An 18,633-nucleotide genomic window follows, 5' to 3' on the forward strand; every position below is an offset into this window, starting at 1 on the left:
GTAAGCAGGCCGACGCCGGTTATTAATCTTAAAGCGGACAAAAACACAATGGTTTCCCCATCTTCCGGCATTGTTTCATCGGTGGCTGATTACCCGGTCGAACTGCTGGCCCGGCAATCGCCCGCGAACGTATACGACAGCCGCGCCATTGAACCAGCCGGGCTGGTTGATCCGACAGTCATTGCCCAGACCCGCCAGCCGCCAGGCAGAATTCCTCGCTCGGTGCAACGCTTGCTCGGGCCGCTGTTGCTATTGGGATTATGGCAGTTACTCAGTTCGGCACAGATTTTTGATGCGCGCACGACGCCAGCGCCATACAGCGTTCTTAGCACTGCCTATGCGCTGCTGGCCTCAGGCGAATTACAAACGCATTTATGGTCGTCGCTGCAGCGCGTGCTGGCCGGCCTGGCGCTGGGCCTGACAGTCGGTCTGACAGGCGCCATCGCAAGCGGATTGTCGCGAGCCGGGGAAAACATCGTGGATGCCAATATGGAAATTCTGCGGGCGGTACCCAATTTCGCTTTGTTGCCCGTTCTGATTGCCTGGTTCGGGATTGGCGAGGATTCAAAGATCATTCTTATCTCTCTGGGCGTGCTGGTGGCCATCTATATCAACACCTACAGCGCAATTCGCAATGTCGATGCATCGCTGATAGAGGCGGCCACCACATTAGGCGTGCGACGCCGCGAGATGATTGCGACTGTAATTTTGCCGGGTGCGCTGCCCGGTTTTCTGGTGGGCCTGCGCATTGCGCTGACCAGTGCCTGGCTGGCGCTAATCTTTGCCGAAACCATCAATGCCCCGTTGGGGCTGGGCCGGATGATGTCCGATGCACGCGAGTATTTCAGGGTCGATATTATTTTTGTCCTGCTGGCGGTATATGCGATGCTGGGCCTGCTCTCGCTCAGCCTGGTTCGGTATTTGGAATCACGGTTGCTGCAATGGCGGAGGGTCTTCGATGGCCAGTAATCCTGCTGCTGTCCAGGTTCAATCACTGGGCAAGCTATTCGGTACCCGCAAGGTGCTTGACGGGTTGTCGCTGACGGTGGGGCAGGGCGAGTTTGTGGCGCTGCTGGGACGCAGTGGTTCAGGCAAAAGCACCTTTTTGCGTGTGCTGGGCGCGCTAGATGCAGAGATTAGCGGCCAGGTGCGGGTGCCGGCCAGACGCGCCATTGTGTTTCAGGAACCCAGGCTGTTGCCGTGGCAACGTGTCTTGCGAAATATCACTGTCGGATTGCCCCAGGACAGATCCACACGCCAGCGTGCCGTGGAGGCGCTGGATGAGGTGGGGCTGGCGCGCCATGCGCAGGCCTGGCCACGCACATTGTCCGGTGGCGAGGCTCAGCGCGCCGCACTGGCCCGGGCATTGGTGCGCGAACCGCAATTGCTCTTGCTGGATGAACCCTTCGGTGCGCTTGATGCATTGACACGGTTGCGTATGCATGTGTTATTGCGCAATTTGTATGAGCGACACAGGCCGGCCGTGCTGCTGGTCACGCATGATGTGGACGAAGCCATGCTGCTGGCCGATCGTGTGCTGGTACTGACAGATGGTCATATTGCCTTTGACGAACCCGTTGCCATTGACGATCCGGTGCGACGCAATAGCCCGCGCTTTGCTCAGCTACGCGCTGCGCTGTTGCAGGAACTGGGTGTTGCGCAAGCCTGAGCAGAATAATTTTTTCGTGATCAATTCACAAGGAGAGGTCGCCATGCAGTTGCTCTTTTGCCGTCAGATGAACCGGTTTCGTTCCAGAATATGCGCCCAGGTGCGCCTGCGCACCGGCATCCGAACGTTGTTGCTCATGTGCTTGTCCGGGATGGCGGTGGCGGCAACAGAGGATCAGGCCAGTCTTTCCCAAAAGCTGCAGGATGCCGTTCCCGCAGGCGTACGTCTGGTTGTCGCAGAACAAAGCGACCAGTTTTCCATTCCATGGAAAATATCGGGTCTGGGTGCGGATGCGCCATACAACATTACATTTGCCAATTTTAACGGCGGGCCCGCTGTGCTGGAAGCATTGGTGGCCGGTGCGGTTGATGTCGGCTTTATTGGCGAAGCGCCGTTGCCGCTTGCACTGGCCGCTGGCGTGAAAGATCTGAAAGTGATTGCCGTCATTGCCAATCCGGGCAGCCCTGGCAATATTTTTCTGGTGGCGCAACCGGGCAGCGGCATTCATAAAGCGACTGATCTGGCCGGCAAAACCATCGCCTATCCGCCTGGCACGGGTCGACATATGATCCTGAGCGGTATCCTGCATTCGGCCGGCCTGGATATTCGCAAGGATATCCGCAACGTGGCACTGGCCGGATCTGAGGTCGCGCCAACATTTGCTTCGCGCTCGGTGGATGCCGCCATTGTCCTGGGCCAGCAACTGTTCAGATTGGGCAGTCCGCCGATTATTGAAGACGGCACGGGTCATAACTGGGGTCTGAATGTGCTGGTGACACGCCAATCGGTATTGGACGACCCGGACAAAGTGCGGGCGCTGGCTGATCTGACGCGACGTGCGGTGCAAGTGCTGAACTGGCAGCAACGTCACGCCGAACAGTGGATTCGCGCAAGCTATGTGAAGCAGCAAGGGCTGACGTATGAACAGGGAAAATATCTGTACGACAAATCGGGGCTGGGCACCTACTACCCAATAGAAAATCTGCTCAGGCAGGTTTATCAGCAGATTGCTGATGGTCTGTACGAAACCGGTGCATTGCAGAAAAAGGTCACGGTCGACCCGTTTCTGGATACGCGATTCAACGAGATTGTCGCTGCACAGAATCGGCAGGACGGTATTGTACCGAAGCAGCTAATAAATGACCGGCATGCCGTCATTGCGTCGCAAAGCGTGGCGGCGCCAGCTGGCTTGCCCAAAGCGCCTGCACCGACTACCGAAGCCAAAACGGATTCGGCACCCATCGTGCTCGCACGACCGATCCTTACGACACCTTGATTTTGCAGCTCGTTCAATAACTATAGATTGCAGCAGCGCAATCATCTAAAAGGATTTGATATGTCATATGTACTTGAAGCAACAGATACACAGGCAGTGGCCGCCATCCCTTCACCAGGGCCGCAGTTTTCCATTACACCGCTGACCGCGCATATTGGCGCACAAATAGATGGCCTGGACTTGCGCTTTACGCTTACGCCAACGCAGATAGCAGGCATTCGCGCGGCACTGCTCAAGTGGAAAGTTATTTTCTTTCGCAATCAGTACCTGAGCCATGAACAGCATGTTGCATTCAGCCGGCAATTTGGCCAGCTGACTGTTGGCCATCCGGTCTTCGGTTATGTGCCAGGCCATCCCGAAGTCTATTCGGTCGGACGCGATCGCAAGGCCAACCGCTTTGATGGTCAGCGCCTGGTGCGCCCCTGGACCGGGTGGCATACGGATGTGACTGCTGCAGTGAACCCGCCTTTTGCTTCCATCTTGCGTGGCGTGACCATTCCTGCGTATTCAGGTGATACGCAATGGACCAATCTGGTGGCCGCCTATCGCGGATTGTCGCCCACCCTGCGCTCATTCGTGGATACGTTGCGCGGTGAGCACCGCTTTGCGCCGCCCGACGGTGCGCAGGGCAAGACGGCATTTGAGCAGGATGTAAGAAAACGGCCCCTGGTCAGCCACCATCCGCTGGTCCGGGTGCACCCCGAGACTGGTGAGCGGGCGCTCTATGTCAGCCCATCGTTTCTCAAGCACATTGTGGGGCTTGCACCGCGCGAAAGCGAGCAGTTATTGCAGTTGTTGTTTGAACATGTGATTCGACCGGAGTACACCGTACGCTTCAAATGGGAACCGGGATCGATTGCATTCTGGGATAACCGTTCCACAGCCCATCTGCCACCGGTGGATATATTTGAAACGGCGTTTGATCGCCAGCTTTACCGTACCACGCTGGTGGGCGATGTTCCTGTCGGACCGGATGGTACTGCATCGGCGGCCATTGAAGGTGAGCCCGTCCTGGCACACCAGGCCGATTGAAATTGCGTAAAATCAATGTGTGACGTTAATTTGCAATGATCCATTTGCGACGATCAGTTTTGCAACGGTTTTACCACCGGTCCGGCCCGTCGTCTCCTCCAGGCGGATCGGTGGCTTTTCATTACATGGCGATTGGCGCGTCTGCGCGGCAATACGTCTATACGTCTATACGTCTGGCGCCGTTCTGGCGACAGGCAGCCACTGCATGCGCTGCCTGCGGTTTGAACGGCCAGCGGCAATTGCGCTTAGAATTGCGCCGGCAGATCAAACACCAATACTTCGGCGTTGCTGCCATTTTCCAGAACCACGGATTTTTCATCCGTAATTTTCAATGCATCGCCTGCCTGTAGCGCCCGGCCATTGACCATCACGCTGCCTTTGGCTACATGCACATACCCGGCGCGCCCGTCTGCCAGTTCATGACTCAGTGCAGGATCGTTATCCAGGATGCTGGCATATATCCTTGCATTCTGGTGGATCAGCACCGAACCCTGTTCCCCGTCGGGTGAGGCGATCAGGCGCAGGCGGCCCTTTTTCTCGGCTGGCGCGAAGGCTTTCTCTTCATAGCCAGGTGCGATACCGGGCCTGTCCGGTTCAATCCATATTTGCAGGAAATGCACCGGTTGCTCGGCCGAATCGTTATATTCACTATGCATGATGCCGGTTCCGGCGCTCATGCGCTGTACGTCGCCATAGCCGATGGCCGAACCGTTGCCCATACTGTCGGAGTGGGCGAGCTTGCCTTCCAATACATATGAGATAATTTCCATGTCGCGATGACCATGCTTGCCAAAGCCGCGCCCGGGTTGCACCCGGTCCTCGTTGATCACAAGCAGCGGGCCAAACCCGGTATGGGCAGGGTCATGATAGCCGCCGAACGAGAATGAGTGGCGAGAACTTAGCCATCCGTGCTCGGCAACACCGCGATCTTCACTTTTTCTGATTTCCAGCATTTTAATTATTCCTTGATAATGGGTTAGGATGCTTTGAAGGACATACCCCAATCGCATTTGCGATAGATCTGCACTGAATGCAGCGCGCCCTCTGTTGCACCACTGATACTGTTATTGTATGGGGTATATTAGCGATTCTGAAGACCGAAATTCGGAACTCTTTTTCCTTAATCTGGAACAATCGCAACCGTCATGACACTCAACGCAAACGACCTGATTCTTTTTGCCCAGGTCATGGATTCCGGCAGTTTTTCTGCCGCAGCAGACCGCCTCGGCCTGCCTAAATCTACCCTGTCGCGCCGCATCAGCGGACTGGAGACAGAGCTGGGCGAGCGCCTGATTACTCGCAGTACGCGCAAGCTGATGATCACTGAGTTTGGCAGCGAGGTGCTTGAACATGCGCGTCGACTTGTCGATGAAACAGAAACGACAATGGCCTTCGCTCTGAACCGGCAGGCAACCCCTCAGGGAACATTGCGGGTGTCATTTCCTCCCGATTTTTTTGAACATGCACTTGCAGAGTTTTTGCCTCTGTTTTCAGAGCAGCATCCGAATGTGCGGCTGGAACTGGATCTGTCCGCAAGACGGGTGGATCTGTTGGCTGAACGATTCGATGCGGCGATCCGTGTGGCTACGTCCCTGCCCGATGACAACAGCCTGGTCGCCCGCCGTCTTGCGACACTGGTGACGACCCTGTATGCCAGCCCTTCCTACATGAGCAAGCATGGCCCGCCCAAGGAGCCCGACGATCTGAAAACACATCGTGGACTGATGCTGATGAATAGCATGGGCGACATTCGGCGCTGGCGCTTGAGCCGCGGCACCGATTTCTGGGAAGCTCGCCGGCCTGCATGTTCAGCTCGAACTCCCTGGGGCTGCAGCGGACCATGGCGCTTCACGGCATGGGTATTGGCGGTTTGCCCGAACCCATGGCCAGGCCGTTTGTTGAAAACGGCTCGCTGGTGCCTGCTTTACCAGGTTGGAATTTACCCGAAGCGATTGTCTGGTGCGTTACGCCCGGACGCCGTCTGCTGTCGCCAGCCACACGAGCATTTATTGAAGTATTCAGCCAGGTCATGAAGGGAAATGCTGCTTATCGAATTGCAGATATCAAAGCGCTACTGGCCAGCCAACCGTAAACGCCCAGGATAAAAATCCACCATAAATAGTGTGATCAACAAAGAAAAAGCCATATCCGTTGCGGGATATGGCCTTTTTTTCACGCTATGCCAACTGTAATAGCTGGCGCGTTTCTGACTTAGTCACCCAGATATTCGTCTGCAGGATGTTCTGCCTGATACGCAGCCAGATCGCGTTGAACATCAGCACGGCTATCGGTGCTGCGAATAAGAATGGCTGGATAGGAAGAATCGTTGGTGTCGCTTTGTTCAACGATCAGATTTTGTTGCACGGGGCTGACCGCATTTTCAGGAAAGCCATATTGGCTGTCAGAAAATCCGGCAGCATGAGCGGCGCCAGTAACAAAAGCGGCACCAAAAAGAAGGGAAGCAAGTACGTTTTTCATGATTGTTAACTCCATAAATGATCGGTTGAAATCTGCGCAAGTGTGTATCGGTTTTGATGCACTGCAGGTTTCAGTGAGTTCATTATGGACTTCTAAAATCGATAGAAAAATACTTATTACAGAATTGTGAATTCCATATATGGAATAATCATGGTATCAATAGTGTGATTGATTTTAACTAATTCCATATTTGGAATAAGCTATCACCAATATACATGAAGTTTGCAAAGCGGTCATTTATTATATTCAGTGGGATGTTGCCGTGCATCACAGCTGGAGCGGGCAGCTTTGTCGAATTGGGTGCCGGCGCAGTTGCATAAAGATATAAGCGCAGGCTACTATCCGTTGCTTTTTTGTTTTGCACTGGTTTCTCGGATTATGCCGGGCCAGCATAGCTATGCCAAATGCAATTGGGTATAACGAATGTGGTGCTTTTGTTGCGCCAGGGCAGGTACAGTCAGGCGCTGATCTTCAACCAGATAACGGCTAGCGGATTCAGGCGGCAAACAAGGGATATCCCGAATTAATGAGTGCTTGACAGCCAAAATATTGAATTCCATACTACGCACATACTTGTATGATGTCATACAATGAAAAACGCAAATCATCATGAAACCCATTCTTCTGCATTCTTTCCCCTTGCTGCAAGTTTTCGCTTTGTCTAAAGGAAAAAAGAAACATGCCTCGGAATGCCTTGGCGTGCCTGGCAACTTTTCGCGGCTTGCAATCACCCGAAGCACACCTATTGCCCCGATTCGCAATAGGGCGCGTATCTTATCGGACGTCATATCCCTTTATCCTCCGCGATGGAGCTGGCTGCACCCATTAAGCTGCATTGCGTGTGCAAGCGCGCAGACGCAGCAATGGTCTCCACACACTAATGATGAATGTGATATCTGCAAGGCCAGGACAGGAGTACATGCATGACGCACGCCCATGTTGAACGCATTGGCAATATGTTGTGCCAGGTGGGGGAAAGCCCGGTATGGCATTCGCAACACCAGGCGCTTTACTGGACCGATATTCCGGCCAGGCAATTGTGGCGCTATGAGCCAGGCAATGGCGCGATTGATCAATGGTCTTTGCCCGAGATGGCCGGTTGCATTGCCATGCGAGACGATGGCTGGCTTGCAGCCATGGAAACAGGGATTTTTTCGCTTTCTGATTTGACTGTCGCCGATCCTGCCCCGGCTGTGCAACTTATGGCAACTGTGATGCACACGCGTTCGGGTATGCGATTTAACGACGGGCGCTGCGATCGCCAGGGTCGCTTTTGGGCCGGGACCATGCTCAAGGACATGGCAGCGGGCGCATCGGTAGGCCGGCTATACCGCTACGCGGCGGGCGAACTTGCCATGCCAGTGGTTGAGCCCATGATTGTGCCAAATGGCATGGCGTTCAGTCCTGATGGCCGCCGCATGTATCTGTCGGACTCCCACCCGTCACGCAAGATGGTGTGGGTGTATGACTATGATCCTGAGACCGGCTTGCCGGGCAATCGCCGCGTTTTCATTGAAGCCTTGCCTGCCGGGCGTCCCGACGGCGCTGCAATAGACCAGGATGGTTGTTACTGGATTTGCGGTAACGAAGCGGGCCGAATCTATCGATATACGCCCGACGGCCGTCTGGACCGCAGTGTGCAACTGCCCGTCCCCCGGGTTGCCATGTGCGCCTTTGGGGGTCGTAATCTTGATACCTTGTTTGTGACCAGCATACGTCCGGCAGATGCGGCGCCCGACGCCTGGATGGCGCGGTCTTTGCCCTGACGCCGGGAACCCGCGGTCTGCAGGAACCGAGCTATTGTGACTAATCGTATGTGATTAAGCGATTGCGATTAAGCGATCGTGATTCGTGATGGAAACCGGCCCGTACAGGGACGGCGCGCAGCACCGCAGCAACCACGCTTTACCGTGTTATCAATCAGTTCATATCCAACAACAATACCAGCCCCAACCCGGAGGAAGACAATGCAATTGACCCCAGCCGTTTCGGTCAGATCGTGACCGCCGCCATGCTCGCATTTGCAGGCATGCACACCGCCCAGGCGCTTGAACTGCGCACAGCCGACATCCATCCCAGTGATTATCCCACCGTGAAAGCGGTGGAATACATGGGCGATCTTATCAAGAAAAAAAGTGATGGCCGTATTACGGTCAAGGTATTTTCAGGCAGTAAACTGGGCAGCGAAGATGACTCGATCGAACAGGTCAAGCTTGGAGCGCTGGCCATGGCCCGGGTGAGCAGCGCTGCCATGCATAACATTTGTGAAACCACAAGGGTGCCGTCGCTGCCATTTCTGTTTCGCTCGGTAGAACACCAGCACAAAGTGCTGGACAGCGATATCGGCAGCCAGATTCTCAAGTCTTGCGAAGATGCCGGGTTCGTAGGCCTGGCATGGTATGACAGCGGTGCGCGCTCCATGTACACCCGTAGCAAGCCGGTCAAAACCGTTGCGGACGTTAAGGGGATGAAAATTCGGGTACAGCAGTCTGACCTGTCGGTCGCCATGGTGGAAGCGCTTGGCGCCAATGCGACCCCCATGCCAATGGCGAAGTCTACACGGCGCTCAAGACAGGGCTGGTGGATGCAGCCGAAAACAATTTCCCCAGCTACGACAGTGGTCATCATTTCGAAGTGGCAAAGTACTTTTCGCTGACAGAGCATACGATGACGCCGGAGATCCTGGTGTACTCCAAGCGGCAGTGGGACAAGCTACCGGCAGCGGACCAGCAAATCATTCGCCAGGCAGCTCAGGAGTCAGTTCCCTATATGCGCAAGCTGTGGGCAGAGCGTGAAGAAAAGTCCCGCGCGGTGGTGGAAAAAGGCGGTGCGCAGATTGTAGAGCCGGACAAGGCATCGTTCCAGGCCGTCATGAAGCCCGTCTATGATCGCTTCATTACAACACCGCAAATGAAGGATCTGGTTGCGCGCATTCAGGCTGTGAAATAGGACCTGTGATGACTGCCCAAATGATTGAATCCAAAACCGTTGGCGATGTTCATGCGGGAAGGCCCGGCTGCGGCTGGGCTTTCCCGCTGGATCTGTATACGCGCGGATGTGCACTGCTGGCGCGTCTGTGCATGATGGCCAGTGTCGTCGGCCTGGTCTGCCTGATTGCGGCCGTGGCATTCCAGGTATTCGGGCGCCATGTCCTGAACGATACGCCTACCTGGGCTGAAAGCCTGTCGCTGCTGCTGGTGCTGTTTGTGACGATGATGGGCGCGGCTGTGGGTGTGCGTGATGCCGGCCATATCGGTTTCGAATCACTGGCCGATCTGTTGCCGCCTGCGCTCAAACGCTGGCAATGCATTCTGGTGCATGCGCTGGTGTTGCTGTTTGGCGCGCTGATGGCATGGTATTGCGGCGAGCTGGCGCAATCGGTGCATGCGGTAAAAATTCCCAATCTTGGTCTTTCCGAAGCATGGAAGTATGTGCCCGCCATGCTCTCCGGTGTACTGATCGTATTGTTTTCGATCGAGCATATCATCGCGATATTGCGCAATCAAAAGGTGGTGCCCGCATGGCTTTGACACTTCTTTCCATGTCGTTCATCGGCTTTCTGGTGATTGGCGTACCGGTTGCCTTTGCGATTGGCCTGGCATCCATTGCCACGATCGCTTTTGAGGACCTTCCTATTGCGGTTGCGTTCCAGCAAATGACATCCGGCATGAACGCATTTTCCTTCCTGGCCATTCCGTTTTTTATCTTTACCGGGGAACTGATGCTGTACGGCGGCATTGCCGACCGCATTGTCAACTTCGCCAAGTCCATGGTCGGGCATGTGCGAGGCGGCCTGGGAATGTCGAATGTGGTTGCATGCACGCTTTTTGGCGGCGTATCGGGCTCGCCCGTGGCAGATGTATCGGCCATGGGCTCGGTCATGATTCCCATGATGAAACGCGAAGGTTACCACGCCGACTATGCGGTCAATGTGACCACGCATGCAGCGCTGGTAGGGGCGCTTATGCCCACCAGCCATAACATCATTATCTACACGCTGGCGGCTGGCGGTAAAGTATCCATTGCGGCACTAATTGCTGCCGGTATCGTACCGGCGGTGATCCTGACGTTGTGCAATCTGCTTGCCGCCTATCTGGTTGCACGCAAACGCGGTTATCCGGCAGGTACGTTTCCTGGATGGCGTATCGTGTTCACGTCCATGGTGGCCGCGGTACCCGGCATGTTTGTGATTGTGCTGATCATTGCGGGGATATTGAGCGGGGTATTTACGGCCACGGAATCGGCAGCCATTGCCGTGCTCTACTCATTGCTGCTCACCGGCCTTGTGTATCGTTCGCTGACCATGCAGCAATTTGTGCGTGCCGCTGCCAAGGCAGTAAAGACGACTGGTGTGGTGCTGCTATTGATCGGCATTTCGGCCACGTTCGGCTACCTGATCGGCTTTTATGGCGTAGCGGAAAAAACCGGCGAACTGATGGCCTCCATTTCCACCAGCCCATGGGCAATCTTCCTGATGGTGAATGTGTCGCTGTTTGTGCTGGGGACCTTTCTGGATATGGCCGCCACCATCCTGATTTGTACGCCGATCTTTCTGCCGATTTGCATGCAATACGGCATGGGACCGGTGCAATTCGGGATTGTAATGCTCCTTAACTGCGCCTGGGTCTGAACACGCCGCCGGTTGGCACCACGCAGTTTGTTGGCTGCGCGATTGGCCAGGTATCGGTGGGCACCGTGATGCGCACCATCTGGCCGTTCTACGGGGCATTGATTCTTGCCCTGGCGCTGGTGACCTATGTGCCTGCCTTTTCACTGTGGCTGCCGGAGTTGCTACTGCAGTAAGGTGGTCTGGTATGGTATGCAGTACGGGCCACGCATAGCTGAAAATATGCGTGGCCCTTTCCTTGGTAATGCCAGTTGTGATGGCGGCGGGTAATTTGTGTCCGACCCGACCCGACCCGACCCGACCCGACCCGACCCGACGCCGCATCCGGCATCGGGCAGGAGGACACCCCTGGTCAGCGCTTATGGCTAGATGATACGCCAAGCGCAAAGGCCGGCGCTGGTGGTCTGGCCTTGAACTGAAAGTCTGCTGGCCTGGTTGCTGCGTCATTTACGGTCCGGTTCGGATCAATCATCAGGGCTGCGATCGCGCCTATCAACAGTAAACCGCCGGAAATAAGAAACGGCAGGGTATAGTTTCCCGTTGTCTGGATCAGGAACCCGAAGACCACGGGTGAAATAGCGCCCGCCAGGCCGAATCCTGAATTCATCATGCCGCCAGCTGTGCCCGCATACTTGCCGGCAATATCCATGGGCAAGCTCCACAAGACCGGATTGGTCAGCTCAAGAAAGAAAAAGCAGGCGGAAATAAGGACGATTGCAATAAGCGGATCACGGATAAATATCATCGGCATAATGCACAGAAACGCCAAAAATAGGCCCAGCGAGAGTACGGATACGCGGGCAAAGCGCAGGCGTTTGGTGCGGATATACAGTTTGTCGGAAATCACTCCGCCAAGGGTATCGCCGATCACACCGGCCAGCAGCGGTAGCGTTGTAAACAGTGCCATCGCTTTCAGATCGAAGCCACGGTCGTCCTTCAGATAAGAAGGCAGCCACGTCAGAAACACCCACAGAGACCAGCCGTAGCAAAAATCCACAAACGTAACCAGCCACATTTTGCTGATCATGTCTTTCCATGGCGTTTTACCCGATGCCTTATTCTTGCGGGCCGGCTCGCCGATTTCCTCCAGTTCTGCAGGGGTAATGGTTTTATGTTGGTGGGGAGTATCGGTAAATAGCAACAGGTAGGCCAGGGTCCATAACAGGCTGACCGCACCCAGTACAATAAACGCTTCGCGCCAGCCGGCGTAATACACAATCGCCAGAACAACGGGCGGGGTGATGGCGCCGCCCAACCGGGAAAAGCTATGTGTAATTCCCTGGGCAAATCCGCGAGAGGATTTGGGCATCCATGATGTCATGGCGCGCGTGGCTGTGGGAAAGGCGCCTCCTTCGCCAACGCCCAGCAATACGCGCATAATCACAAGTGCCATTAAGCCACCAATAAAGCCGGTCAGCAATGTTGCCAGCCCCCAGATTAGCGACAGGATAAGCAGAATTTTTTTCGGCCCAAACCGGTCAGCCAGCCAGCCGCCCAATATCTGCATGACCAGATACGGATAGGCAAAAGCGGAAAAGATGAAGCCCAGTTCCGTTGGCGACAGATTGAACTCTTCGGCAATAAAGGGTGCTGCGACGGCGATGTTGACCCGGTCTACATAGGCAATGAAATACATTGCACACAGCAGGCCCAGTATCATATGTCTGGTTTTTATGTTCCTGATCATGTTGTCTCCTTGATGATTGAATCATGTTTTCTATTCCGACAATTTCTACAGCTCCAGCAATTTCAGGCGTTGCACTTTCCCTGAGGGTCCTCTTGGCAACTCGGTGACAAAACGGAACGCGGCAGGCGATTTGTAGCTGCCCAGTTCCCTGATACAAAACTGATTGATGTCCTGGATAAGGTCATCGTCGTTTCGGGTCGTCATGCGTTTTACGATATAAGCTGCGATGTTCTGGCCATAGTGCTTGTCATCTATGCCAACCACAGCGGCATCCAGGATGTCTGGATGAGCCAGCAATATTTCATCGATCTCGCGCGGTGCGATGTTTTCCCCTCCCTTGATAATCAGCTCCTTGACGCGTCCGGTAATGAAATAAAAGCCATCGCTATCGCGGTAGCCCAGATCGCCCGTGCGCAGCCAGCCGTCTGCAGTAAACGCTTTTTCTGTCTGTTCGGCCGACTTGTAATAGCCGAGCATGACGTTATCGCCCCGGACCAGAATTTCCCCTTTCTCTCCAGGCGGCAAGGGGTTGCCCTGCTTGTCCACAACCCGGGCCTGCACGCCCGAGGGGCGACCGATGCTGCCGATCTTGCGTTGCGCCGGATCATAGGGGTTGCTGAAGATGGGTGCCGCCGTTTCTGTCATTCCCATGGTCTCGATAATGCCGATACCGAATTTTTCTTCGAATGATTTGTGATGAAAGGGCGCCAGTGCTGCCGAGGCAGAGCGGCAGAAGCGGATTCGGCTGCGGTCAATGGCGCAGGGATTCTCGTCGTTGATCAGATAGCTGATGATGGTGGGCACCGCATTGATCCAGGTGCACTGGAATTTCTGGACTCGTTGCCAGAAATGCGTAGCCGAGAACTTACTATCAATAATGACAGCCGCGCCGCACAGCAGCGGCGTCAATATATTTACCACAAGTGCATTAATGTGATACAGCGGCAGCACGCAAAGGCATCGATCCGATTTTTCCAGCAGGTGCTCGCTGGCAATGGCCCTTGCGCTGGCCAGCAGATTGCCATGGGTCAGCACGACGCCCTTGGGAACACCGGTGGTGCCAGAGGTGTACATGAGCAGCGCAGGCAGGCTGGCGCTAATGGACTCGTCCGTGCTCGAAGGCAGTGGTGCGAGCGTCAAGGTGGGGAGTGCTGCTGCGTCCGGCGCGGTGGCCACTACCATTGCCTGCGTGCCACTGGTCTTCAATGCTGCGCTGACCACTGGCTCCAGTTCTGCTGTAGTAAAGACGATTCTGGTATCGGCGTGACCAAGAATATAGGCCAGCTGTTTTTCCTGGCACAGCAGATTGATCGGATTGACGACAAAGCCACTGTACATGGTAGCAACGATGATTTTGGCCGTGTTCACGCCATTGGGCATGAACACCGAGACCGTATCGCCACGGGCGATGCCCAGCGCGGCCATCTGCCTGGCGAAGACTTTGCATTCGTTTGTGATATCGCCATAGGACATTGCCTGTCCGCTGATGGCGTCGACTAGATACGGATCGGACTCCCACGCTGTCGCGTTTTGATCAAGCAGGCTGGTAATGGTTGTTGTTGTGTCAGACATGATGAAATTTCTCCAGGTAGTCGCTTGGCAAGTCTCAGCCTCGGGTTCTCTGGCGGCAATCGTCTGAACCACGCGTGTGATATTCATATAGTGGCGATAATTCATGTTGTCGGAAAAGCTATTACCCCCCCAGGTGCCGCAACCCATGGACAGGGAAAAGGGCAGGCCGTTGTCAAAATTGCCGCCGGTGGCAAAGCAATGCGCCTGATTGATGATGACCCGGGAGACCGGCAGCGTCATGCCCAGGTCTTGAGCGCGCTCGGGCTTTGACGTGTGCAGTCCGATTGAATGGCCTGCTCCCATATAGCCATAAATGCCGCTGGCAATGCGCTTGGCATGATCAAAATCAGAAGCTTTATAAACGGTCAGAACCGGCGCAAGCTTCTCGCCTGAAAATGGATGCTCAGGCCCAAAGCCGGCTTCCTCCACCATCAGAAAGCGAGGCGCGGCAGGCGTTTGCGTGCCGTCAATCTGTGCGGTTTGCATAATTTGCGCGGCATCTTTTCCGGAAAAACGGCGCTCAACTTGCCGTCATGCCACATGAGATCCTGCAGGCGTTGCTTGTCCTGGTTGGTTAGCATGACGCCGCCTTCAGCGGTGAGTGCCGCCAGCATGGCGTCATAAACCGATGCATCGATAATGACGCTGTTTTCTGAAGAACAGCTTGTGGCGTTATCAAAGGTCTTGGACTGACGAATCAGGCTGGCTGCGGACTGCAGATCGGCCGATTCATCCACGATCACAGTGACATTGCCTGCGCCAACGCCGAAAGCGGGTGTGCCGCTGGTATGAGCCATCCGCACATTGGCCTGGGATCCGGTGGCGACCACCAGATCGGCATGCTGCATCAGTGCGGCGGTCGCGGCCTTGCTGATGGGCTCGGGCAGCATTTGCACCAGGTCCCGCGGTACGCCGATACGGTCAAATTCGTCATGAATGAATTGCAGCAGCAGCCTGCTGGTGCCGGCCCCTTTGGGCGACGGGGCAACGACGATGGCGTTGCCGCATTTGATGGCATTGATGATTTTATTGGCTGGCGTTGCGCCGGGTTGGTGGACGGTGTGATGGCGGCAACAACGCCCACCGCGCGGGCAATTTCGGTGATGCCGCTAGCCGGGTCTTGGCGAATAACTCCGGTGGATTTGACCCCATCCAGATCGCGCAACAGCCCCAATGTTTTGCGATGATTTTTGCGAATTTTGTCGGGCACGTTGCCCAGGCCGGTGTCGGCAACCGCCTGTTCTGCCAACTGGCGGTTTCTTTCGGGCTCCATGATCGCCCAGCCCACGGCGAGGACAGCCTGGTCAATGCGTTGCTGATCGAATGTGGAAAACAGGCTTTGCGCGGTGCGGGCACGCTGCACCAGTTGTAATACCGTTTGCGTGACATATTCAGGATTGCTTCTATTGATGGTATCCATTGTTGCTCCACTAATGAAATCGAATTTGTAATATTTCTGAAAATATAGGGTATGCTCAACGCTCAAAAGTCCCGAAAATCGACATTTCGCATTTGCCGCAGAGCACAAGAAATGCTTTTTATTGATTTTCGGGACAAAGAATCTATAGTGAAGAGGAAAAAGAAGAGGCCCCAGGTCCCAGGCCCCGCAACAAAGGAGGAAGCAAGGATATGAGCGCAACGGAGAACGCGGCAGCCATCAGGTCGTTTCGTGTGCTGGAAATACTGGCCGTAGCGGGCCGACCCATGCAATTGAGCGAGATTGTCGAGCAGATTAATCTGCCGAAACAGACGGTGCACCGTATCGTCAAGCTGCTGGAAGCCGCGTGGCTGATTGTGCAAGTGTCGGACAGTAAAAAGTATGAATGCTCGGCGCGGATACGCAATTTTTCGGTGAAGGTACTCATGAGCTCGGGCAGCCTGGCCGTTGCCCGGCATGCTTTGCTAAGCGAGCTGGTGGAGCGGGTGCAGTTGAACTGCAATCTGACGGCGATCAGCGGTCACGAAATTATTTATCTGGATCGGGCACAGCATCCTGCAGCCATCAAGTTGGGGCTAAAACCCGGCTCGCACGTACCAATGCATTGCTCGGCCAGTGGCAAGCTGCTATTGAGCCTGTTGCCCAAGCAGCGGCGTGACCGGTTGTTGCACACGCTGCCGCTGCGTGCTCGGACCTCGCAAAGCATTACCCAGCCTGAGCAACTGGAAGCCGAACTTGCGCGTACCAGAAAGCGGCGCTATGGCATCAGTCGCCACGAGCATGTGGAAGGCATGAATGCCATCGCGGTTCCGGTTTCATTGGGCAAGAACCGGATCTGTGCTGCCGTTGCCGTTCAGGCATTTGAAGAGGAAAAAAGCTTTGACCAGTTGATGGAACTGATGCCGCAACTGCAGCGCACGGCACAGGAAATTGCGCAGACGTTTTTGTAGACACAGGCCAGGCACGGCTCTGTCGGAGAGTGGTGCCTGGTCTTTACCCCTTGAGCACCAGAGATACATCCGGATATCGTAAGCACATAAATTCGACGAAGGCTCGAACCTTGGGCGCAGTAAGCCGCCGCGAGGTGTGCAATACCCACAGCGCAACCTCGGCGCCCGATATGGTGCCCCACTGAACGAGTTGACCACTGGCAAGCTGGTTCCATACCATCGACTGTGGCAGCAGGGCGGCGCCACCGCCTGCAATTGCAGCGTCACGGATCATCAGGAACGAGGAAAGCTTCAGTCTTGGAATGGGCTCCAGGACCAGGCGACCATCGTCCAGGTTCCAGTTAGTAGCCTGCGTACCGGCAAATACGATGCCCGGAACCGGTCTGACCGCGCCAGGTTTGGGCATGGGGATTGAAGCTGCTGCAACCACCACTTGCCGGTCCCTGGCAAAGCAACGGCCGACCAGGCGGCTATCGGCTCTCGGATTGACCCGAATGGCGACGTCGAACTGTTCCTCTACGAGATCCACCGTCCGGTCTTCTGCCACGACTTCAATCGTAATCTCCGGATAGGCAGTGCAAAAATCCGCGGCAATGGACCCCATGGAGAGCTGGGAAAACAGGGCGGGAGCCGCAACGCGCAGATGTCCGCGAGGTGCAGAAAGCCCTTCCCGGACGGCGGTCATGGCGTCCAGCACCTCTGTGATCGAGCCTTCAGTTCGCGCCATCAACATGTCGCCGGCCTCGGTAAGCTTGAGCCCACGGGCGCTGCGCTCAACCAGGCGCACGCCCAGTTGCTCTTCAAGCTCGGCAATGTGGCGCGATAAGGTCGCTTTTGACCGGCCACTTACCCGGCTGGCTTTGCCTAATCCACCGTTGTTTGCAACCAGGGCGAAATCGGCCAGTGCATTCAGATCCATAGTGTTCCAATTTTGAAACGATATATCTCTATTTTATGGTCTTCTTTCTATTGTTGCAACGATCTATAGTCTGTTTACCAACTCACCCAATCCTTTCATAACTGGAGATTTACATGAGTATTCTTGTCACCGGTGCCACGGGCACCATCGGTTCTCTTATTACGCAGCGCCTGGCCGACGCGGGCGCTCAGGTCAAGGCGCTGGTTCGCCAGTCCGGCAAGCGCGCATTCCCCGAAGGCGTCACGCAAGTGGTTGCAGATTTGACAGATGTACCGTCGATGCGCGCTGCGCTCTCCTCGGCGCGAACGCTGTTTTTGCTCAATGCGGTTACACCCGATGAAGTAACCCAGGCACTGATTACGCTGAACCTTGCTCGTGAGGCGGGCATTGAGCGCGTGGTTTATCTATCAGTGATTCACGCCGAAAAGTTCACGAATGTGCCGCATTTTACGGGCAAACACACCGTTGAGCGCATGATCGAAAGCCTGGATATTCCTGCTACGATCCTGCGGCCTGCCTATTTCATGCAGAACGACAGCATGGTCCAGCAGGCAATGCAGGCGCATGGCGTCTACCCCATGCCGATTGGCTCGGCGGGCGTGTCCATGATTGATACGCGCGACATTGCGGATATCGCTGCGGCCGAGCTGCTTCGCCGCGACAAGGCTGCTGCCGCGCTAGACGGCATGACGCTGGAATTGGTGGGTCCGCAAGCCTTGACCGGCGTTGCCGTCGCCAGGGTCTGGAGCACCGCCCTGGGGCGCGAGGTGTCTTATGGCGGTGACGACGTAGTGCCCTTTGAGGCTCAGATGGCCGCGTTTGGACCCGCCTGGATGGCCTACGACATGCGCCTGATGATGACGGGCATCCAGCAATACGGCATGCAAGGCGATAACGGCGCAGTGGACCGATTGCAGGCCATCCTGGGGCGTGAGCTTCGCACTTACAACGATTTCGTGCGCGAGACTGTCGGCGCAGCTTGAAC

14 protein-coding genes and 5 pseudogenes are annotated in these 18,633 nt (G+C 55.5%); 12 read left to right on the top strand and 7 right to left on the bottom strand.

Going from position 1 to position 18,633, the window contains the following annotated elements:
* Positions 1-48: 48 nt before the first annotated feature.
* Genes TKWG_RS02090 through TKWG_RS02105 form a run of 4 tightly spaced genes read left to right on the top strand, consistent with a single transcriptional unit; the run spans position 49 to position 3,977 of the window.
* The gene (locus TKWG_RS02090) at positions 49-969 is read left to right on the top strand and encodes an ABC transporter permease (protein WP_014749237.1); all 921 of its coding nucleotides are present in this window, start codon (positions 49-51) and stop codon (positions 967-969) included.
* On the top strand, positions 959-1,669 hold the full coding sequence (locus TKWG_RS02095; RefSeq protein ID WP_014749238.1) for an ABC transporter ATP-binding protein: 711 nt from the start codon (positions 959-961) through the stop codon (positions 1,667-1,669). Before TKWG_RS02090 ends, TKWG_RS02095 begins: the two co-directional genes overlap by 11 nt.
* Positions 1,653-2,945, top strand: a complete 1,293-nt coding sequence (locus TKWG_RS02100) for an ABC transporter substrate-binding protein (RefSeq protein WP_171815106.1) — start codon at positions 1,653-1,655, stop codon at positions 2,943-2,945. The genes TKWG_RS02095 and TKWG_RS02100 overlap by 17 nt, the downstream gene beginning before the upstream one ends.
* A gap of 60 nt (positions 2,946-3,005) precedes the next feature.
* Complete coding sequence (locus tag TKWG_RS02105) at positions 3,006-3,977, top strand: TauD/TfdA dioxygenase family protein (protein WP_014749240.1); 972 nt, start codon at positions 3,006-3,008, stop codon at positions 3,975-3,977.
* A 245-nt stretch (positions 3,978-4,222) separates the two neighbouring features.
* Here the strand turns inward: TKWG_RS02105 and TKWG_RS02110 are convergent, their stop codons facing one another.
* The gene (locus TKWG_RS02110; protein ID WP_014749241.1) at positions 4,223-4,930 is read right to left on the bottom strand and encodes a pirin family protein; all 708 of its coding nucleotides are present in this window, start codon (positions 4,928-4,930) and stop codon (positions 4,223-4,225) included.
* A gap of 234 nt (positions 4,931-5,164) precedes the next feature.
* Between TKWG_RS02110 and TKWG_RS25685 the strand changes: the two are divergent.
* Together TKWG_RS25685 and TKWG_RS25690 are read left to right on the top strand one after the other, a co-directional pair.
* Positions 5,165-5,680: pseudogene (locus TKWG_RS25685) on the top strand (LysR family transcriptional regulator); the annotation flags it as partial.
* 137 nt (positions 5,681-5,817) lie between these two features.
* On the top strand, positions 5,818-6,069 hold the full coding sequence (locus TKWG_RS25690; protein ID WP_264300266.1) for a LysR substrate-binding domain-containing protein: 252 nt from the start codon (positions 5,818-5,820) through the stop codon (positions 6,067-6,069).
* A 119-nt stretch (positions 6,070-6,188) separates the two neighbouring features.
* Here TKWG_RS25690 and TKWG_RS02120 read toward each other — a convergent pair whose 3' ends face one another.
* Together TKWG_RS02120 and TKWG_RS23140 are read right to left on the bottom strand one after the other, a co-directional pair.
* Complete coding sequence (locus tag TKWG_RS02120) at positions 6,189-6,455, bottom strand: hypothetical protein (RefSeq protein ID WP_014749242.1); 267 nt, start codon at positions 6,453-6,455, stop codon at positions 6,189-6,191.
* Positions 6,456-6,850: 395 nt separating this feature from the next.
* Positions 6,851-7,243: a hypothetical protein gene (locus TKWG_RS23140; protein WP_148274460.1), complete on the bottom strand. Its 393-nt coding sequence runs from the start codon at positions 7,241-7,243 to the stop codon at positions 6,851-6,853.
* Between the two features lie 135 nt (positions 7,244-7,378).
* On the opposite strand from TKWG_RS23140, the pseudogene TKWG_RS02130 reads away from it, so the two are divergent.
* From TKWG_RS02130 to TKWG_RS02145, 4 genes and pseudogenes are all read left to right on the top strand, one after another.
* Positions 7,379-8,265 (top strand): annotated as a pseudogene (locus TKWG_RS02130) (SMP-30/gluconolactonase/LRE family protein).
* A gap of 201 nt (positions 8,266-8,466) precedes the next feature.
* Positions 8,467-9,404 (top strand): annotated as a pseudogene (locus tag TKWG_RS02135) (TRAP transporter substrate-binding protein).
* A gap of 8 nt (positions 9,405-9,412) precedes the next feature.
* The gene (locus TKWG_RS02140; RefSeq protein ID WP_014749245.1) at positions 9,413-9,985 is read left to right on the top strand and encodes a TRAP transporter small permease; all 573 of its coding nucleotides are present in this window, start codon (positions 9,413-9,415) and stop codon (positions 9,983-9,985) included.
* Positions 9,976-11,258: pseudogene (locus TKWG_RS02145) on the top strand (TRAP transporter large permease). Before TKWG_RS02140 ends, TKWG_RS02145 begins: the two are co-directional and overlap by 10 nt.
* Positions 11,259-11,434: 176 nt before the next feature.
* Here the strand turns inward: TKWG_RS02145 and TKWG_RS02150 are convergent.
* From TKWG_RS02150 to sauS, 3 genes and pseudogenes are all read right to left on the bottom strand, one after another.
* On the bottom strand, positions 11,435-12,769 hold the full coding sequence (locus TKWG_RS02150) for an MFS transporter (RefSeq protein ID WP_014749248.1): 1,335 nt from the start codon (positions 12,767-12,769) through the stop codon (positions 11,435-11,437).
* Positions 12,770-12,814: 45 nt separating this feature from the next.
* Positions 12,815-14,341: an AMP-binding protein gene (locus TKWG_RS02155; protein ID WP_041708911.1), complete on the bottom strand. Its 1,527-nt coding sequence runs from the start codon at positions 14,339-14,341 to the stop codon at positions 12,815-12,817.
* Positions 14,342-14,380: 39 nt separating this feature from the next.
* Positions 14,381-15,761: pseudogene (gene sauS, locus TKWG_RS23145) on the bottom strand (acylating sulfoacetaldehyde dehydrogenase); the annotation flags it as partial.
* A 209-nt stretch (positions 15,762-15,970) separates the two neighbouring features.
* Here sauS and TKWG_RS02165 point away from each other — a divergent pair.
* Entirely contained in the window at positions 15,971-16,729 is a 759-nt protein-coding gene (locus tag TKWG_RS02165; protein WP_014749252.1) for an IclR family transcriptional regulator, read from the top strand.
* A gap of 43 nt (positions 16,730-16,772) precedes the next feature.
* Here TKWG_RS02165 and TKWG_RS02170 read toward each other — a convergent pair whose 3' ends face one another.
* Positions 16,773-17,648: a LysR family transcriptional regulator gene (locus tag TKWG_RS02170; protein ID WP_014749253.1), complete on the bottom strand. Its 876-nt coding sequence runs from the start codon at positions 17,646-17,648 to the stop codon at positions 16,773-16,775.
* Between the two features lie 113 nt (positions 17,649-17,761).
* Here TKWG_RS02170 and TKWG_RS02175 point away from each other — a divergent pair, with 113 nt between their 5' ends.
* A complete protein-coding gene (locus tag TKWG_RS02175; protein WP_014749254.1) occupies positions 17,762-18,631 on the top strand; it encodes an NmrA/HSCARG family protein in 870 nt (289 codons plus the stop codon).
* The last annotated feature ends 2 nt before the right edge of the window (positions 18,632-18,633 follow it).

Origin of the sequence: Advenella kashmirensis WT001 (assembly GCF_000219915.2) — a bacterium.
Lineage (GTDB): Bacteria > Pseudomonadota > Gammaproteobacteria > Burkholderiales > Burkholderiaceae_B > Advenella > Advenella kashmirensis.

Excerpts from the sequence above, each read along its gene's own strand:
- TKWG_RS02090 (WP_014749237.1), top strand. The coding sequence starts at position 49 with ATGGTTTCCCCATCTTCCGGCATTGTTTCATCGGTGGCTGATTACCCG.
- TKWG_RS02095 (WP_014749238.1), top strand. The coding sequence starts at position 959 with ATGGCCAGTAATCCTGCTGCTGTCCAGGTTCAATCACTGGGCAAGCTA.
- TKWG_RS02105 (WP_014749240.1), top strand. The coding sequence starts at position 3,006 with ATGTCATATGTACTTGAAGCAACAGATACACAGGCAGTGGCCGCCATC.
- TKWG_RS02110 (WP_014749241.1), bottom strand. The coding sequence starts at position 4,930 with ATGCTGGAAATCAGAAAAAGTGAAGATCGCGGTGTTGCCGAGCACGGA.
- TKWG_RS25690 (WP_264300266.1), top strand. The coding sequence starts at position 5,818 with ATGGCGCTTCACGGCATGGGTATTGGCGGTTTGCCCGAACCCATGGCC.
- TKWG_RS02120 (WP_014749242.1), bottom strand. The coding sequence starts at position 6,455 with ATGAAAAACGTACTTGCTTCCCTTCTTTTTGGTGCCGCTTTTGTTACT.
- TKWG_RS23140 (WP_148274460.1), bottom strand. The coding sequence starts at position 7,243 with ATGACGTCCGATAAGATACGCGCCCTATTGCGAATCGGGGCAATAGGT.
- TKWG_RS02140 (WP_014749245.1), top strand. The coding sequence starts at position 9,413 with ATGACTGCCCAAATGATTGAATCCAAAACCGTTGGCGATGTTCATGCG.
- TKWG_RS02150 (WP_014749248.1), bottom strand. The coding sequence starts at position 12,769 with ATGATCAGGAACATAAAAACCAGACATATGATACTGGGCCTGCTGTGT.
- TKWG_RS02155 (WP_041708911.1), bottom strand. The coding sequence starts at position 14,341 with ATGTCTGACACAACAACAACCATTACCAGCCTGCTTGATCAAAACGCG.
- TKWG_RS02165 (WP_014749252.1), top strand. The coding sequence starts at position 15,971 with ATGAGCGCAACGGAGAACGCGGCAGCCATCAGGTCGTTTCGTGTGCTG.
- TKWG_RS02170 (WP_014749253.1), bottom strand. The coding sequence starts at position 17,648 with ATGGATCTGAATGCACTGGCCGATTTCGCCCTGGTTGCAAACAACGGT.
- TKWG_RS02175 (WP_014749254.1), top strand. The coding sequence starts at position 17,762 with ATGAGTATTCTTGTCACCGGTGCCACGGGCACCATCGGTTCTCTTATT.